Annotated in this window: 15 protein-coding genes; 9 read left to right on the top strand and 6 right to left on the bottom strand. The window is 71.3% G+C overall.

Going from position 1 to position 14,726, the window contains the following annotated elements; all coding sequences use genetic code 11:
* Positions 1-1,069: NAD-dependent epimerase/dehydratase family protein (locus QH290_RS24910; protein ID WP_342213765.1), on the bottom strand; the 1,069-nt coding region annotated here is incomplete at its 3' end.
* A gap of 186 nt (positions 1,070-1,255) precedes the next feature.
* Here QH290_RS24910 and QH290_RS24905 point away from each other — a divergent pair.
* The 5 genes from QH290_RS24905 to QH290_RS24885 all read left to right on the top strand — a co-directional run bounded on the left by QH290_RS24905 (position 1,256) and on the right by QH290_RS24885 (position 6,989).
* Positions 1,256-2,284 (top strand): glycoside hydrolase family 172 protein, encoded by a 1,029-nt coding sequence (locus QH290_RS24905; RefSeq protein WP_280385481.1) that lies wholly within the window; start codon positions 1,256-1,258, stop codon positions 2,282-2,284.
* Positions 2,285-2,293: 9 nt separating this feature from the next.
* Positions 2,294-3,304, top strand: coding sequence for a zinc-dependent alcohol dehydrogenase family protein (locus QH290_RS24900; RefSeq protein WP_280263220.1), 1,011 nt, complete (start codon positions 2,294-2,296; stop codon positions 3,302-3,304).
* Positions 3,301-4,701, top strand: coding sequence for a xylulokinase (gene xylB, locus QH290_RS24895; protein ID WP_280385483.1), 1,401 nt, complete (start codon positions 3,301-3,303; stop codon positions 4,699-4,701). Before QH290_RS24900 ends, xylB begins: the two co-directional genes overlap by 4 nt.
* Positions 4,702-4,956: 255 nt before the next feature.
* Positions 4,957-6,120: a 3-hydroxy-9,10-secoandrosta-1,3,5(10)-triene-9,17-dione monooxygenase oxygenase subunit gene (hsaA, locus tag QH290_RS24890; RefSeq protein ID WP_280385479.1), complete on the top strand. Its 1,164-nt coding sequence runs from the start codon at positions 4,957-4,959 to the stop codon at positions 6,118-6,120.
* Positions 6,120-6,989 (top strand): alpha/beta fold hydrolase, encoded by an 870-nt coding sequence (locus QH290_RS24885; protein WP_280385477.1) that lies wholly within the window; start codon positions 6,120-6,122, stop codon positions 6,987-6,989. Before hsaA ends, QH290_RS24885 begins: the two co-directional genes overlap by 1 nt.
* A gap of 2 nt (positions 6,990-6,991) precedes the next feature.
* Here QH290_RS24885 and QH290_RS24880 read toward each other — a convergent pair whose 3' ends face one another.
* Positions 6,992-7,183, bottom strand: coding sequence for a response regulator transcription factor (locus tag QH290_RS24880; RefSeq protein WP_280385475.1), 192 nt, complete (start codon positions 7,181-7,183; stop codon positions 6,992-6,994).
* Positions 7,184-7,234: 51 nt separating this feature from the next.
* Positions 7,235-9,265 (bottom strand): ATP-binding protein, encoded by a 2,031-nt coding sequence (locus QH290_RS24875; protein ID WP_280385473.1) that lies wholly within the window; start codon positions 9,263-9,265, stop codon positions 7,235-7,237.
* Between the two features lie 128 nt (positions 9,266-9,393).
* Between QH290_RS24875 and QH290_RS24870 the strand changes: the two genes are divergently transcribed.
* Positions 9,394-10,305: an LLM class F420-dependent oxidoreductase gene (locus QH290_RS24870; RefSeq protein ID WP_280385471.1), complete on the top strand. Its 912-nt coding sequence runs from the start codon at positions 9,394-9,396 to the stop codon at positions 10,303-10,305.
* 9 nt (positions 10,306-10,314) lie between these two features.
* Positions 10,315-10,725: an MmcQ/YjbR family DNA-binding protein gene (locus QH290_RS24865; protein ID WP_280385469.1), complete on the top strand. Its 411-nt coding sequence runs from the start codon at positions 10,315-10,317 to the stop codon at positions 10,723-10,725.
* 13 nt (positions 10,726-10,738) lie between these two features.
* On the opposite strand, the gene QH290_RS24860 is transcribed toward QH290_RS24865, so the two are convergent.
* Positions 10,739-11,962, bottom strand: coding sequence for a bifunctional 3,4-dihydroxy-2-butanone-4-phosphate synthase/GTP cyclohydrolase II (locus tag QH290_RS24860; RefSeq protein ID WP_280385467.1), 1,224 nt, complete (start codon positions 11,960-11,962; stop codon positions 10,739-10,741).
* Positions 11,963-12,107: 145 nt separating this feature from the next.
* On the opposite strand from QH290_RS24860, the gene QH290_RS24855 reads away from it, so the two are divergent.
* Positions 12,108-12,773, top strand: a complete 666-nt coding sequence (locus QH290_RS24855) for a class I SAM-dependent methyltransferase (RefSeq protein WP_280385465.1) — start codon at positions 12,108-12,110, stop codon at positions 12,771-12,773.
* On the opposite strand, the gene QH290_RS24850 is transcribed toward QH290_RS24855, so the two are convergent.
* Positions 12,770-13,357 (bottom strand): PadR family transcriptional regulator, encoded by a 588-nt coding sequence (locus QH290_RS24850; RefSeq protein ID WP_280263232.1) that lies wholly within the window; start codon positions 13,355-13,357, stop codon positions 12,770-12,772. The genes QH290_RS24855 and QH290_RS24850 overlap by 4 nt on opposite strands.
* A gap of 38 nt (positions 13,358-13,395) precedes the next feature.
* On the bottom strand, positions 13,396-14,187 hold the full coding sequence (locus tag QH290_RS24845; RefSeq protein ID WP_280263234.1) for an IclR family transcriptional regulator: 792 nt from the start codon (positions 14,185-14,187) through the stop codon (positions 13,396-13,398).
* Between the two features lie 232 nt (positions 14,188-14,419).
* On the opposite strand from QH290_RS24845, the gene QH290_RS24840 reads away from it, so the two are divergent.
* On the top strand, positions 14,420-14,726 hold a 307-nt coding region (locus tag QH290_RS24840; protein WP_280385463.1), incomplete at its 3' end, for a flavin reductase family protein.

The following is a 14,726-nucleotide window of genomic DNA, read 5'->3' as shown; positions in this document are numbered from 1 at the left end:
CCAGCACGCCGATGGAGGCGTTGATGTAGAAGCTGTGCCCCAGCACCGAGGTCACGCGGGACACCCAGTGCTCCAAGGCGATTCCCTCGAGGGCGATCATCCGTCCCATCGCCTCGTTGCCCAGCCGGATCGCTCCCGCCTGCAGGTCGATGGTCAGCGGCGTCATCGGGCCGGGCAGCGCCTCGGAGGTGTTGGTCGCCGTGTGCACCGGGATGCGGGAGTCGACGCGATCGTCGAATTCGCCCTCCAGCCCGTCCGGTGCGGCGACCTCGAGGGCGTGGCCGTCGGAGGTGGTGGCGCGCGCCGGAATCACATGCGCGGGCAGCGGAATCGCGCCGACGCGGTCGCGGAACCGGTCGCCGTGCCGCCGCCTGCCGGGCAGGCCGCGGGCGATGTCGTCCACCACCTCGCGGGCGGTCCAGCCGCAACGGAAGCCCCACTCCGCGTAGGCGGCAACCGGTTCCAGCACCGGCGGGTGCGCCCGCGTGTGGCGCGGCACCCACGGCGTGTACCGCACGCCCGCCGCACGCAGGATGCGGCGGGCATCGTCTCCGGAAACCGTTCCCGGCGCGGCCAATTCGACCACACCCGTGCGCTGGGTCCCGGCCGCCAGCACCAGGAAGCGTTCGAGGTCGTCGTTGTGCAGCAGTTGAAAGTCCTGCGGCCCACGCGATCCCAGCAGCGTCTCGAGCAGCCGCCAGCTGCCGCGCCGCAGATCCCTCCCGGCGACCAGGGCGGTGCGGACCACCAGCGCATCCGCGGCCGTGACCGCGGCGGGCACCTCGTGTCCCGCCGTCACCGGGACCACCAGCCGGACCCCGGTCTCGCGCGCCGCGGTGGCCACGGCGGTGGCCGGAGCGGTCGACAGGTGGATCGCACCGTCGCACCCGGACAGCGCCCGGGCACAGGTGTGCCGATCGGCCGGATTCCCGACGATCATCTCGACCCGCGGATCGACGTATCGGTGGCGGCGGCCGTCGACGCCGACCACCTCGTGGCCGGCGGCCAGCAGCATGCGCGCCACCGCGCGCCCGCTCGGCTCGGTGACTCCGGTGATCAGGACCCGCATCTACTTCTTTCCTCCTCCGGGCGCGCACCCATGGAACGTGACGCCGTTCACACACCATCGCCACTGCCCGCGCGCCGGACGGGACCCAGTCCCGGTCAGCGGGAGCGCGGAGCCGGTCGTCGAACCCGCGACGGCCCGGCTCGGCGAATCGCGACCGCGCGGGTGGGGTCGCATGTCAAAATCGCGATGGTGCACGAGATATGGCGGCTCGATCAGGCGCGTACCCGCTCCATCAGCCCGGAGAACCCCACCGGGGCACCGGGGGCGGGCGGTCGCGCAACCACCGGTACGGGTGCCGATGCGGCCCGTGACCTGGGTATCGGATGGAAGGTCTCGCCCTCGATCGACCTACCGTCGGGGGCGACGGCCACGCTCGCCGATATCTCCGGGCCCGGCATCATCCGGCATTTCTGGCTCACCACCGACCGCAGCGTGCTGCAGCAATTGACGCTGCGCATGTACTGGGACGCCGAGTCCGAGCCCGCGATCGAGGTGCCGCTGGGCGCGTTCTTCTGCAATGCCTGGGAGGAACTGGCGCTGGTGAACTCGGAGATGGTGGTGGTCGCGCCCGCGGGCGGGCTGAACAGCTTCTGGCCCATGCCGTTTCGCTCCCACGCCCGCGTCACGCTGCACAACGGCAGCGACCGGCAGGTGCCGGTGTACTACCAGCTGACCTACCTCGAGCAGGACGTCCCGCGCACGGCGGGCTACCTGCACGCGCGCTGGCATCGCCGGAACCCCCTGGGCAGCCCCGCGATTCACACGATCCTGGGCGATGTCCCGGGCCCGGGGCGCTATGTCGGCACCTATCTGGCGATCGTGCCCAACGCACCGGGCTGGTGGGGTGAGGGCGAGGTGAAGTTCTACCTCGACGGCGACACCGAATTCCCCACCATCTGCGGCACCGGCACCGAGGACTACGTGGGCGGGGCCTGGAATTTCGACCTCGGCGGCAGCTACCGCACCTACTCGACCCCGTATCTCGGATTCGTGCAGGCCCTGCCCGCCGACGAGATCTATCGGCCGCGGCAGAAGTTCGGCATCTACCGCTGGCACGTCCGCGACCCGATCTGCTTCGACCGCAGCCTGCGGGTGACCGTGCAGGCCCTGGGCTGGCGCGACGACGGCCGCTATCTGCCGCTCGAGCAGGCCGATATCGCCACCACCGCGCTGTGGTACCAGCACCGGTCGGTCACCGGCCGCCGATCGTCGTGAGGTGGAGCTATGCGTGCGTTGGTGATCGACGAGCCCGGGCAGTTCGCGGTGACGACGGTGCCGGATCCGGCGCCCGGTCCCGGCGAGGTGGTGGTGCGGGTCGGCGCGGTCGGGATCTGCGGCACCGATATGCACATCGTCGCCGGGGAATTTCCGCCGACGCCGTATCCGATCGTGCCGGGCCACGAATTCGCCGGTGAGGTGGTGGCGCTCGGCGGGGACAGCGCCGGGGTACGGGTCGGCGACATGGTCGCGGTCGATCCGTCGCTGTTCTGCGGGCACTGTCATTTCTGCGCGATCGGCCGGGGCAATCTCTGCGAGAACTGGGGTGCCATCGGCGATACCGTCGACGGCGCGATGGCCGAGTATGTGAAGGTGCCCGCGGCCAACTGCCATCGCCTGCCCGGCCACGTCTCGGCCGTGCACGGGGCACTGGTCGAGCCGCTGTCGTGCGCGGTACACGGCTTCGATGTGCTGCCGCGGCGGCTGGGCTCGCACTATCTCGTCTACGGCGCGGGCACGATGGGCCTGCTGATGCTGCAGCTGGCCGTCGCCGCCGGGGCGGCCTCGGTGTCGGTGGTGGATCTCAACACGGCGCGGCTGGAGGTGGCGCGGACACTGGGCGCCGAGGCGGCCGTCGCGGACGCCGACGAGCTCGATCGCCCGCAGGGCTGGGAGGTCGTGATCGACTGCACGGGTGCGGTTCCCGCGATCGAGGACGGGCTGGCCCGGGTCCGGCGCGGCGGTACCTTCCAGCAGTTCGGGGTGGCCCCCGGGGACGCGCGGGCCGCGATCTCCCCGTTCCGCATCTACAACGACGAGATCACCATCGTCGGGTCGATGGCGGTGCTGCACAGCTTCGGCCGGGCCGTCGACCTGCTGGGCGAGGGCGTGATCGACGCCGACACCATGATCACCCACCACTTCCCGCTGACCGAGTTCTCCGAGGCCATGGAGACATTCCGGTCGGGAGCGGGGCGCAAGATACAGATCCGGCCGTCGTCTCGGGAGCGTCACTGATGTTGGTAGCGGGGGTCGACAGCTCGACCCAATCGTGCAAGGTCGTCGTCTGCGATGCGGACAGCGGAAAGATAGTGCGGCACTGCAGGATTGCGCATCCCGACGGCACCGAGGTGCCCGCCGAGGCGTGGTGGCGGGCGCTGCGGTCGGTCACCGACGGGGTGCTCGACGGGGTGTCGGCGATCGCGGTGGCGGGCCAGCAGCACGGGCTGGTCGCGCTGGACGACGCCGGTGTTCCGGTGCGGCAGGCATTGCTGTGGAACGACACGCGATCGGCGGCGGCCGCCGCCGACCTGGTGGCCGAGCTGGGCGGGCCGCGGGTGTGGGCCGAGGCCGTGGGCATCGTGCCGCTGGCCGCGCATACGGTCGCGAAGCTGCGCTGGCTGGCCGATCACGAACCGGAGCACGCGGATCGGGTGGCGCGGGTGCTGCTGCCGCACGACTATCTGACCTGGCGACTGCGCGGCGGCACCCCCGACCTCGAGCCGACCACCGACCGCGGCGACGCCTCCGGCACGGGGTACTGGTCGCCCGCGGACGGGGAGTACCGCAAAGACCTTGTCGCCCTGGCCTTCCGGGATCGCATCCCCGAATTGCCGCGGGTGCTGGGGCCGTCCGAGGCGGCCGGGCAGACCCCGGACGGCCTGCTGGTGGCGGCCGGTACCGGCGACAATGCCGCCGCCGCACTGGGTTTGGGCCTCGGCGACGGCGACGTCGCGGTGTCGCTCGGCACCAGCGGCACGGTCTTCACCCGCGACGGGCGCCCGAGCGCCGACGCCACCGGCGCGATCAACGGCTTCGCCGACGCCACCGGCGCCTACCTGCCGCTGGTGTGCACGCTGAACGCCGCCCGGGTGCTCGACCGCACCGCCGCGCTCGCCGGTGTCGGCCTGGCCGAGCTGGAAACGCTTGCCCGGCAGTCCGTTCCGGGCGCCGCGGGCCTGACCCTGCTGCCGTACCTGGCCGGTGAGCGCACCCCCAATCTCCCCGAGGCCACCGGCACCCTGCACGGCCTGACCCTCGACAACATGGCCCCGCATCACCTGGCCCGCGCCGGAATCGAGGGCATGCTGTGCAACCTCGCCGACGCCCTCGACCACCTCCGCGCCGCGGGCATCGAGCCCCGCCGCGTCCTGCTCATCGGCGGCGCCGCGGCCAATCCCCTGGTCGCCGAGATCGCCGCCCAGATCTTCGACGTCACCGTCGCCGTCCCCGAACCCCAGGAATACGTCGCCCTGGGCGCCGCCCGCCAGGCCGCCTGGACCCTCGCGTCCACCCCAGAACCCCCGGCCTGGTCACCACCCCCCGCCCGCGAATTCCCCACACCATCGAACAACACCGGCCCGGAAATCCGCGCCCGCTACCGCCACATCCGCGAGCTGATCCACGGCAGCTGACCCAGCCCACCACCGATTCCGATTCCGCGTCCAGGTTTCCCGGCGCGCTCTCTCGTCATTCCCGGGGTGCTCCCTTGTCATTCCCGGCGCGCTCCCCCGTTCATTCCCGGCGTGCTCCCCTGTTCATTCCCGGCGTGCTTTGGCCGGGATCACCGATTCCGATCATCGGGACTGGTGGGGGCTGCGATCGGGTCCTGCGGCATAGCGTCGGGGGAAGGTATTTGCGCCGCAGACGATGCAGGAGGAACAGCCGCGATGACGAACAAGGTGCTCGATCGGGTGCGGGATCTGCTCCCGGTGATTCGGGAGCGGGCCGTCACGGCCGAGGAGCGGCGGCGGGTGCCGGAGCAGACGATCCGGGAGCTCACCGACGCCGGTGTGTTCCGGATGCTGCAGCCCGCGCGGTTCGGCGGCGACGAGGCGTCGCCGGTGGCCTTCTACGAGGTGATCCGCGCGATCGCGACCGCCTGCCCGTCCACGGCGTGGGTGGCGTCGGTACTGGGCGCCCATCCATGGCAGCTGGCGCTGTTCCCGCTGCGGGCGCAGCAGGACGTCTGGGGCACCGACACGGACACGCTGGTGTCCTCGTCGTACGCGCCGACCGGCAAGCTGACCGTCGTCGACGGCGGCTACGAGGTCAGCGGGCGCTGGAGCTTCTCCTCCGGCTGCGACCACGCCCAGTGGGCGTTCCTCGGCGCGCTGACCCCGAACGACCAGGGCGGCATGGACTACCTGACGATCCTGGTGCCGCGCGGCGACTACCGGATCGAGGAGAACTGGGAGGTGTCGGGCCTGGCCGGAACCGGCAGCAACGACGTCGTCATCGACAAGGCGTTCCTCCCCGCGCACCGGGCCTACAGCGCGGCGGAGCAGGCCGCGCTGCGGGGCCCGGGCCAGCAGGCCAATCCCGCACCGCTGTACCGGATCTCGTTCGGCAGCGTGTTCTCCAACACCATCACCGCGCCGATCATCGGCGCGGCCCAGGGCGCCTACGAGGCGCATATCGAGCGGCAGCGCGAGCGGGTGCGGCTGTCCTACGGCGGGCAGAAGGTGGCGGAGGATCCGTTCGCGCACGTGCGGGTCGCGCGCGCGGCCTCCGAGATCGACGCGGCCGTGCTGCAGATGGAACGCAACATGTCCGAGCAGCTGTGCTATGCCGAAGCGGGGGAGGAGATTCCGTTCGAGCTGCGGCTGCGCAGCCGGCGCGACCAGGTGCGCGGAACCGAGCGCGCGCTCTACGCGATCGACCTGCTGTTCGAGAACTCCGGCGGGCACGCCATCCGCAAACCCAATGCGATCGAACGGCATTGGCGCGATGCCCACGCCGGTAGCGTGCACGTCATCAACGATGTGGAACGTGCACTGGCGATGTTCGGCAAGGGCGAGTTCGGCCTCGAGGTCGAGGACAGGATGCTGTGATGGGTTCGGAGACAGGAGAATTGACCGCCGAGAGCACGACCCGATGGGTCGGTGTCGACGGCGTGAAGCTGCGCTACCACGAGGCCGGTTCGGGTGCCCCGCTGGTGTTGCTGCACGGCTCCGGCGCGGGGGTGTCCGGCTGGGCGAACTTCGGCGCGAATCTGCCGGTGCTGTCGCGGCACTACCGCTGCCTGATCCTGGATCAGCCGGGCTTCGGCGCCAGCGAGCGCCCGGAAACATACGACCGCAACTATTTACGCATCGCGGTCGATGCCGTACTCGGACTGCTGGACGAGCTGGGGCTGGACAAGGCGCACCTGCTGGGCAATTCGATGGGCGGCGCGGTGGCGGCGCTGCTGGCGCTCGAGCATCCGGAGCGGGCCGACCGGCTGGTGCTGATGGCACCCGGCGGCGTCGGCGTGAACGTGCTGGGACCCGAACCGTCCGAAGGGATTCGGCGGCTGCTGGACTTCAACGCCGACCCGACCCGCGAGCGCGCCGTCGACTGGCTGAAGACGATGGTGTTCGACCAGTCGGTGCTCACCGACGAGCTGATCGCCACCCGCATCGCCGCGGCCACCGATCCGAAACAGACCAAGGCCCTCGCCGACGCCTACGCGACCTTCTACAACCCGGCCCTGGCCGACCCGGTCCCGCTGTGGGCGCGGCTGCGCACGCTGCGGCACGAGGTCCTGATGCTGTGGGGCCGCGACGACCGGGTGACCCCGGTCGAGGGCAGCCTCCTGCCCGCCCGTCAACTACCCAACGCCGACCTGCGCATCTTCGCCCGCTGCGGCCACTGGGTCCAGGTCGAGCGCAAGGACGCCTTCGAGCGCACCGTCCTCGATTTCCTCGCGCACGGGCTGTAGTCCTACAGCCCGTGGTCCCGCGCCCACCCGGCGATCTGGGTGCGGGAGGTGAAGCCGAGCTTGGTGAGGATGTGCTCGACGTGGGTTTCCGCGGTGCGCACCGAGATCACCAGGTCGGCGGCGATGCGCTTGTTGCTGTGCCCGGCCGCGACGAGGCGGGCGACATCCTTCTCCCGGCGGGTGAGGACCTCCACGGCCGCCGTGTCGACCGGCCGCGCGGCCGCCGCCGGTGGGGGGGGCGGGGATTAGCGGCCGAGGGCGTAATCGATGGCGGCGGGCAGCGGCAGCGCGGCGCCGCTGTCGAAGGCGGCGTCGAAACCCCGCTCGCCCAGCGCATCTCGCACCTGGGCCCGCACCTTCTCCCCGACGGCGCTGGTGATGGCGTGGGCCAGCCGGACCGTGCTGCGCTGCAGCGTCTCCGCCGCACCCATCAGCCGGGCCGCCCGCTGCATCTCCCCGCGCGCCGCCGCCGACCACGCCAGACCGTCGAATGCCGAAGCCAGCCAGACGCATCGGTCGAATCGGGCGAACATCTCGACGGCCCGGCTCATGTACTCCGCGGCCGCCCCCTGATCGCCGTGCCGCCAGTGGTCGATGCCGACCACCCACAGCGCGAGCCCACCCAGCAGATGCGGGCCGTGCTGTTCGGTCGCGGCCAGGAAGCGCTGCGCGATGGCCGTGGAACGTTCGTCCTCCAGCAGCGTCGCGCACATGAAACCGAAGGCGAGGCTGTCCATCTCGGCGGTCTGATGTCCGACCCGGCGGGCCAGCTCGTCGGCCTGTTCCGACAGCGTCAACGCGGCGGCCGTGTCGCCGTCGGTGAACGCGATCAGCGCCTGCTCCAGCCGGGCCTCGGCGAGAATGTCCTCGGCGCCCAGATCGGTTGCCACCTCGATACATTCGGCCACCAGCCGCGCGGCCGGTTCCCGGTCCGACAGCAGCGCCGCCAACGAGGCCGCCGACGACAGGGCCCGCGCCCGCTCCCAGGTCGGTTCGGGGTTGCGCGCCAGGGCGTCGGTGAGCCAGCGGTACCCCTCCGAGACGAACCGGTAGTGTTCCCAGAACGGCCGCAGCACCGTCGCGGTCTCCAGCGCCAGCTGCGGTGCGTTACCGAGTGAGAACTGCAGCGCCGAACGGAGATTCGCGTGGTTGCGCGCCAGCTCCCGGAACCAGTCCAGGTCGGCGCCCGTCCAGTACGCGCGCTGGCCGCGCAGCGCCAGCTCCCGGAAGTGGTCGCGGTGGCGGGCCCGCACCGCGTGGTCGCCGCCGCGCTCGGCCAGCCGGTCGTGCCCGAACTGCCGAATCGGTTCCAGCATCGAATATCTGGCGGCCGCGCCGTCGTAGCGCAGCGTCAGCACGGACTTGTCGACGAGCCCGGTGAGGGCATCCACCAGCGCCGCCGGGCCGCCCGGCAGCGCGCCCACCGCCTGCGCGGCATCGATGTCGAACCCGCCCGCGAACACCGAAAGCTGCTGCCACAGTTGCTGTTCCACCGGTGTGCACAGCTCGTAGCTCCACCGGATGGCGCCCTCGATGGTCTGCTGCCGCTGTGGCGCGGTGCGCGGGCCCGCGGTGAGCAGCTCCATGGTGTTGTCGAGCCGGTCCAGGATCTGCTCGGGGGTGAACACCCGAAACCGCAAGGCCGCCAGCTCCAATGCCAGCGGGATGCCGTCGAGCCGGTGGCAGATGGCGGCGAGGGTGGCGCGGTTGGCGGGGGTGAGCTCGAATCCCGGGTTGGCGGCCCCGGCCCGCTCCACCAGCAGCCGCAGGGCGTCGCCGTCGGGGTCGGTGACCGCCAGCGGCGGCACCGGCATGACCTGCTCGCCGGGGATCCCCAGCACCTCGCGGCTGGTCGCGAGCACCCGGACCCGCGGCGTGCTGCCGACGATCCGCCCGACCAGCTCGGCGCAGGCGTCGATCACGTGTTCGCAGTTGTCCAGGATCAGCAGCAGCCGCTTGTCGGCGAGGAACTCGGTGAGCCGCAGCAGCGGCGCGGTGGTGTCGTCGCGCAACCGCAGCGCCTCGGCGACGGTGAGCGTCACCAGCTCGGGGTCGTGCACGTCAGCCAGCTCGACCAGCCACACCCCGTCGGGGAAGGCGCGCGCCGTCGCCTCGCCGACCTGCCGGGACAGCCGGGTCTTGCCGACGCCGCCCGGGCCGAGCAGGGTCAGCACCCGCGTCGAGGGCAGCAGCCGCTTGGCGGTGGCCAGTTCGTCGCGGCGGCCGACGAAGCTGGTGACCTCGGCGGGAAGGTTTCCGGAGACACGCCGCGCCATGGTGGGTAACACTATCGTGACCTGGGTCGCGCGCGGACCACATCGGCTATGGCGGTGGGAGGCGTGCTCCCGCGGCACCGGGCATAGGCTGGATGATCGAACCGACACCCGACCCTAGGAGGCCCGCAGTGCGGATCGGCATCCTGCTCAACGAACCGACCGGACCCGACGCGCTGCGCCGGATCACCGACGACCTGGCGCAGGCCGCCGAGGAGGGCTTCGACTCGGCCTGGCTCTCGCACATCTTCGGTATCGATGCGCTGACCGCGCTGGCGGTCGCGGGCAGCCAGGTCCCGGGCATCGACCTGGGCACCGCGGTCGTGCCCACCTACCCGCGGCATCCGGGCACCATGGCCCAGCAGGCGCGCACCACCGCGCTGGCCGCCGGTCCCGGCCGTCTCACGCTGGGCATCGGCCTGTCGCATCAGATCGTCATCGAGAACATGTTCGGCTACGATTTCGACCGCCCCGCCCGGCACATGAAGGAATACCTGTCGGCGCTGCTGCCGCTGCTGGACGGCGAGCCGGTGTCGTACGCCGGCGAGACCCTGAGTGCCAACCTGGCCCTGTCGGTCCCGAACGAGGGCCGGGTGCCGGTGCTGGTGGCGGCGATGGGGACCCAGATGCTGAAGCTGGCCGGGCGCCGCACCGACGGCACCGTGCTGTGGATGACCGGTCCGGCGACCATCCGCGAGCACATCGCGCCGACCATCACCGCCGCCGCGGCCGAGGCGGGCCGCCCGGCGCCGCGGGTGGTGTGCGCGCTGCCGGTGCTGGTCACCGACAAGGTCGACGATGCCCGGGAGCAGGCCGCGTCGGTCTTCGGCGCCTACGGCACGCTGCCCTCGTACCGCGCGATGATGGACCGCGAGGGCGCCGAGGGCCCGGCCGATCTGGCGATCATCGGGTCCGAGGAGCAGGTGGCCGCGCGGGTGCGCGAGGTCTTCGCGGCGGGCGCCACCGAGTTCTACGGCGCCGTGTTCGCCGGGGGTGACGACGCGGCACGCACCCGCAAACTCCTTGCCGGACTGGCCGACTGAGGATCGCCGATGGCACGGCGCGCACGGGTGGACGATGTGCACGACCTGGCCCGGGCCATGCCGCACGTCACGGTCGAGTACGGCCCGCGGGGCAACCCGGTCTACCAGGTCGGGCGTAAGTCGTTCGTGTTCTTCAGGACTCCGCGTCCGGACGCCTTCGACCCGGACACGGGGGAGCGCTTCGCCGACGTGATCGTGATCTGGGTGCCGTCGGAGTCCGACAAGCTGGCGCTGGTGCAGGACCCGGACTCGCCGTTCTTCACCACGCCGCACTTCGACGGCCACCCGTCGGTGCTGGTGCGGGGCAGCCGGATCGGCGAGCTGGGCCTGGACGAGCTGACAGAGGTGGTGCAGGACGCGTGGCTCTCGCGCGCCTCGCCCACCCGCGCGAAACGCTGGCTGGCCGAACACGATTCGTGAGCGGGGCGCGGCCCTAGCGGTGGGCGGCGGCGAGGTCGGCATCGGTGAACTGGTGGCGCAGGCGGTCGCGCTTGGTGCGCAGGTAGTGGACATTGTGCTCGGTCGGCTCGGTCTGCAAGGGAATTCGTTCGCACACGGCGAGGCCGTATGCCTCGAGCCCCGACTGCTTGGCGGGATTGTTGCTCAGCAGCCGCACCGACTGCACGCCCAGATCGGCGAGGATCCGCGCACCCGCGCCGTAGCGGCGGGCGTCGATCGGCAGCCCCAGCCGCAGGTCGGCGTCGACGGTATCCGCGCCGCCGTCCTGTAAAGCGTAGGCGCGCAACTTGTTCAGCAGACCTGTGTCGCGGTCCTCCTGCCCGCGCAGGTACACCACCAGGCCCCGGCCCGCGGCCGCCACCGCCCGCAGCGCCGCATCCAGTTGCGCGCCGCAGTCGCAGCGCAGCGAGCCGAAGGCATCGCCGGTCAGGCATTCCGAATGCAGCCGGGCCAGCACGCCCGAGCCCGCGGGATCGCCGAATACCAGGGCCAGGTGCTCGGTCTCGTCGTCGCGATAGCCGAGTGCCCGGAATTCGCCGTAGCGCGTGGGCAACCGGGTCTCGGCGAGCCGGGTGACGGTGTGCTCCAGGCGGTTTCGGTGGGTGATGAGATCGGCGATGGAGATGATCGGAATGCGGTGCCCGCGCGCCAAGGTCAGCAGTTCGGGCAGCCGGGCCATCGAACCGTCGTCGTTGACCACCTCGCCGATGACGCCCGCCGGTCGCATCCCGGCCAGCCGCAGCAGGTCGACGGTGGCCTCGGTGTGCCCGGGGCGGCCCAGCACCCCGCGCGGATGGGCGCGCAGCGGGAACACGTGCCCGGGGCGGGTGAGGTCGGCGTGGGAGGTGCGGGGGTCGGCGAGCAGGCGCATCGTGTGCGCGCGATCGGCCGCGGAGATGCCGGTCGAGATCCCCGCCGCGGCATCCACCGACACCGTGTACGCGGTGCCCCTGGGATCCTCGTTGACCGCCGTCATCGGCGGCAGCAGCAGCCGGTCCAGGTCCGCGCCCGCCATCGGCGCGCACAGCACCCCGCTGGTGTGCCGGACCAGGAATCCGACGGTGTCCGCCGTGGCGCGCTCGGCGGCCAGCACCAGATCGCCCTCGTTCTCCCGGTCCGCATCGTCGACGACGAGCACCGGGCCACCGGCGCTCAGCGCCGCCACCGCCTCCGGAACCGAATTCAGGTCACCGGCCATCCCGACCACCTCCTATATACCTGATAGAAATATGCCGGGACCGGAAGAACCAGGTGAAGTACCGATCAGTGGGACCCCTACGCCGAGATATTTCCGTTCGCAACGGCCTTGACCTCGAGTGGGGTTCAGGGTGTTGAGTGGGACCATGACTCAGACCGCAGAGTTCTGGAACACCGTCTACGACAACGACACGGCGCCGTGGGTGATCGGGGAACCACAACCGGCGATCGTGGCGCTGGAGCGCGAGGGCCGCATCACCGGCCGGGTGCTCGATCCCGGCTGTGGCGCGGGTGAGCATACGATCCTGCTCACCAGGCTCGGCTATGACGTGCTGGGCGTCGACCTGTCTCCCAGCGCCGTGGCCTACGCGCGGCGCAACGCCGCCGACAAGGGCGTTCCCGCAGCGCAATTCCGGGTCGTCGACGCCGTGCGCCTGGGCCGTGAGCCCGAGAGTGCCGCGGCGCTCGGCGTTTTCGACACCATCGTCGACAGCGCGCTGTTCCACGTCTTCGGCGAGGATCCGCAGGCGCGCGCCGATTACGTCCGCGGCCTGCACGCGCTGTGCACGCCGGGCGGGTACCTGCACGTGCTGGCGCTGTCGAACGCCGAACCGGGCATCGGGCCGCGCATCAGCGATACGCTGATCCGCGAATCCTTCAGTGACGGCTGGGAATTGGAGGACCTGCGGCCCAGCAGCTACCGCGGCCGGGTCACCGGGTTGGTCGCCGAGGACGTCGACGATCTCGGCCTGCGGTCCGAGGACGGCATCATCGACACGGTCGCCTGGTTGGCGCGCATCCGCCGCGTCTAGGACTTGCGGCGGCGGGGACCGCCGCGCCGGTCCAGCTTGCCCAGGTCCGCCAGCAGGTCCCGGGCGAACTCGCGCTCGGCCTCGTAGTGCCGGACGCACCACCGCAGCACCGCGCTCGGATACGCCCAGTCCGGGTTGGTGTCGGCTCCCTCGGCATCGGCCTGGGCTCGGCGGCGCATCCGCTCCGCGTAATCGATGTGCTCGGTGAGGATCTCGCGCAGCCGATCCGGTTCGGCGAGATGGCCCAGCCAGGCGCGCAGCATCACGCTGTGCTTGAGGACCGGCGCCTCGACCGGCGAATGATTCACCCAGTGCGCCACCGCATCCCGGCCGCTGGTCGTGATCGCGTACATTCGCTTGCCGCGCACCCCGTCCTCGGACAGCACCGCGCGCGAGGTGACGTAGCCGTGCTTCTCCAGTCGTTTGAGCTCGGCGTAGATCTGGCTGAACGACGGACTCCAATAGAAGAACTGCAGGCTCCAGTCGGCCCATTTCTTCAGGTCGTAGCCCGACAGTTCCTCGGCGTGCGACAGCATTCCGAGCACGGCCCAGGAGGTGGTCGGCAGGTCGGGACCGGGGGTCATCGGCGCACTATATCGCTCGGGCCTGGCCTGGGACCGGCCTAGCGCCATCGCGCCCGCCGCGGGAACAGCGTGCGCCCGGCCTCGTGCGCCACCTCCAGGACCACGCGGGCCAGCCGGTCGAAGCTCATCGCATCGGCCCGGCCCGACAGCGACAGCGCGGCCGGAGCGGCGCCGCGGGCCCGCAGCGGCGCTGCGACACAGGCGATTCCGGCGACCGCCTCCTCGCGGTCGACGGCCACGCCCTGCCGCAGCCGGATCTGGGACAGCTCGCGGCGCAGGGCCTCGGGCTCGCAGAGGGTGCGCGGGGTCAGCCGGGGCAGCCGCGAGCGGAAGGCGGCCTCGCCGATGCTGGGCTCCAGCGCGGCCAGCATCGCCTTGCCGAGAGCCGTTGCGTGCGCGGGCATCCGGCCACCGAGCCGGGTCGGCAGGGCGGCGGCGAACCGGCCGCCCGCCTTGTCCAGGTAGACCACGTCGCGGCCGTCGAGCACCGCGAGGTGGCCGACCATGCCGGTGCGCTGGGACAGCTCGTGCAGCAGCGGGCCGACCGCGTCGCGAATCTCGTTGTGGTCGGCGGTGAGTCCGCCCAGCTCCAGGGTGCGCATGCCGAGCCGGTAGCCGCCGGAGGTGTGTGCCAGCCAGCGCAGCCGGATCATCTGGTCCAGGATGCGGTGCACGGTCGAGCGCGGAAGTCCGGTCCGCTCAACGAGTTCCAGCAGGGTCAGCGTCGGGGTGGCGGCATCGAACGCGTCGAGGATGAGGGTCATCCGCTCGATCATCGAGACCGGGATGGCGCCACCCCGTTCCGCTGCGGGCAGCACGGTGACGGTCATATGTTCCTCCGTTGGTTCATATGCAGTCTAGAAGTATTTCGACTAGGCATGTTCGGATTCGTCTGTTGTGTCACCAGTCACAGTGGCCTGTCGCACGGCGATCGCGAATCGGTGGAACTACGTACGTCCTACCGATCTGTTCCCGGTCACCGGACCTGCGTATTGACCGATCCACGCCCCCACCTGCTCTCATGACTTCCAGCTATATGTCTGGTCGAAATAAGGAGTCGCGGTGCTGCAGGCGGACGGACCGGCCCTCGGGGTCGCGCACACAACCTTCAAGGCCGTGCTGAGCCGGTTCTGCACGGGCGTCACGGTGATCACCGCGCTGGACGGCGATCGGCCGGTGGGGTTCAGCTGCCAGTCGTTCTCCTCGCTGTCGCTCGAACCGCCCGCGGTGTGCCTGTGTCCCGCGCGCACGTCCACCTCGTGGGGGGGGGGGCGCCGCGCGCCGGGCGGGGGGGGGGGGAAGATAAAGCACGCCCCCGGGGGGGGTGGTGGGGGGGGGGGGGGGGCCCCCCGCCCCCACAGAGACCGGC

This window comes from Nocardia wallacei (genome assembly GCF_029869545.1).
GTDB classification, from domain to species: Bacteria; Actinomycetota; Actinomycetes; order Mycobacteriales; family Mycobacteriaceae; genus Nocardia; species Nocardia wallacei_A.
The sequence above is the reverse complement of the archived record's forward strand: the minus strand, read 5'-3'. Positions and strand labels throughout refer to the sequence as shown.

Coding starts and splice junctions, on each gene's coding strand:
- QH290_RS24855 (WP_280385465.1), top strand. CDS start 12,108: ATGACTCAGACCGCAGAGTTCTGGAACACCGTCTACGACAACGACACG.
- QH290_RS24860 (WP_280385467.1), bottom strand. CDS start 11,962: ATGGCCGGTGACCTGAATTCGGTTCCGGAGGCGGTGGCGGCGCTGAGC.
- QH290_RS24865 (WP_280385469.1), top strand. CDS start 10,315: ATGGCACGGCGCGCACGGGTGGACGATGTGCACGACCTGGCCCGGGCC.
- QH290_RS24845 (WP_280263234.1), bottom strand. CDS start 14,187: ATGACCGTCACCGTGCTGCCCGCAGCGGAACGGGGTGGCGCCATCCCG.
- QH290_RS24900 (WP_280263220.1), top strand. CDS start 2,294: ATGCGTGCGTTGGTGATCGACGAGCCCGGGCAGTTCGCGGTGACGACG.
- QH290_RS24885 (WP_280385477.1), top strand. CDS start 6,120: ATGGGTTCGGAGACAGGAGAATTGACCGCCGAGAGCACGACCCGATGG.
- hsaA (WP_280385479.1), top strand. CDS start 4,957: ATGACGAACAAGGTGCTCGATCGGGTGCGGGATCTGCTCCCGGTGATT.
- QH290_RS24905 (WP_280385481.1), top strand. CDS start 1,256: ATGGTGCACGAGATATGGCGGCTCGATCAGGCGCGTACCCGCTCCATC.
- QH290_RS24875 (WP_280385473.1), bottom strand. CDS start 9,265: ATGGCGCGGCGTGTCTCCGGAAACCTTCCCGCCGAGGTCACCAGCTTC.
- QH290_RS24850 (WP_280263232.1), bottom strand. CDS start 13,357: ATGACCCCCGGTCCCGACCTGCCGACCACCTCCTGGGCCGTGCTCGGA.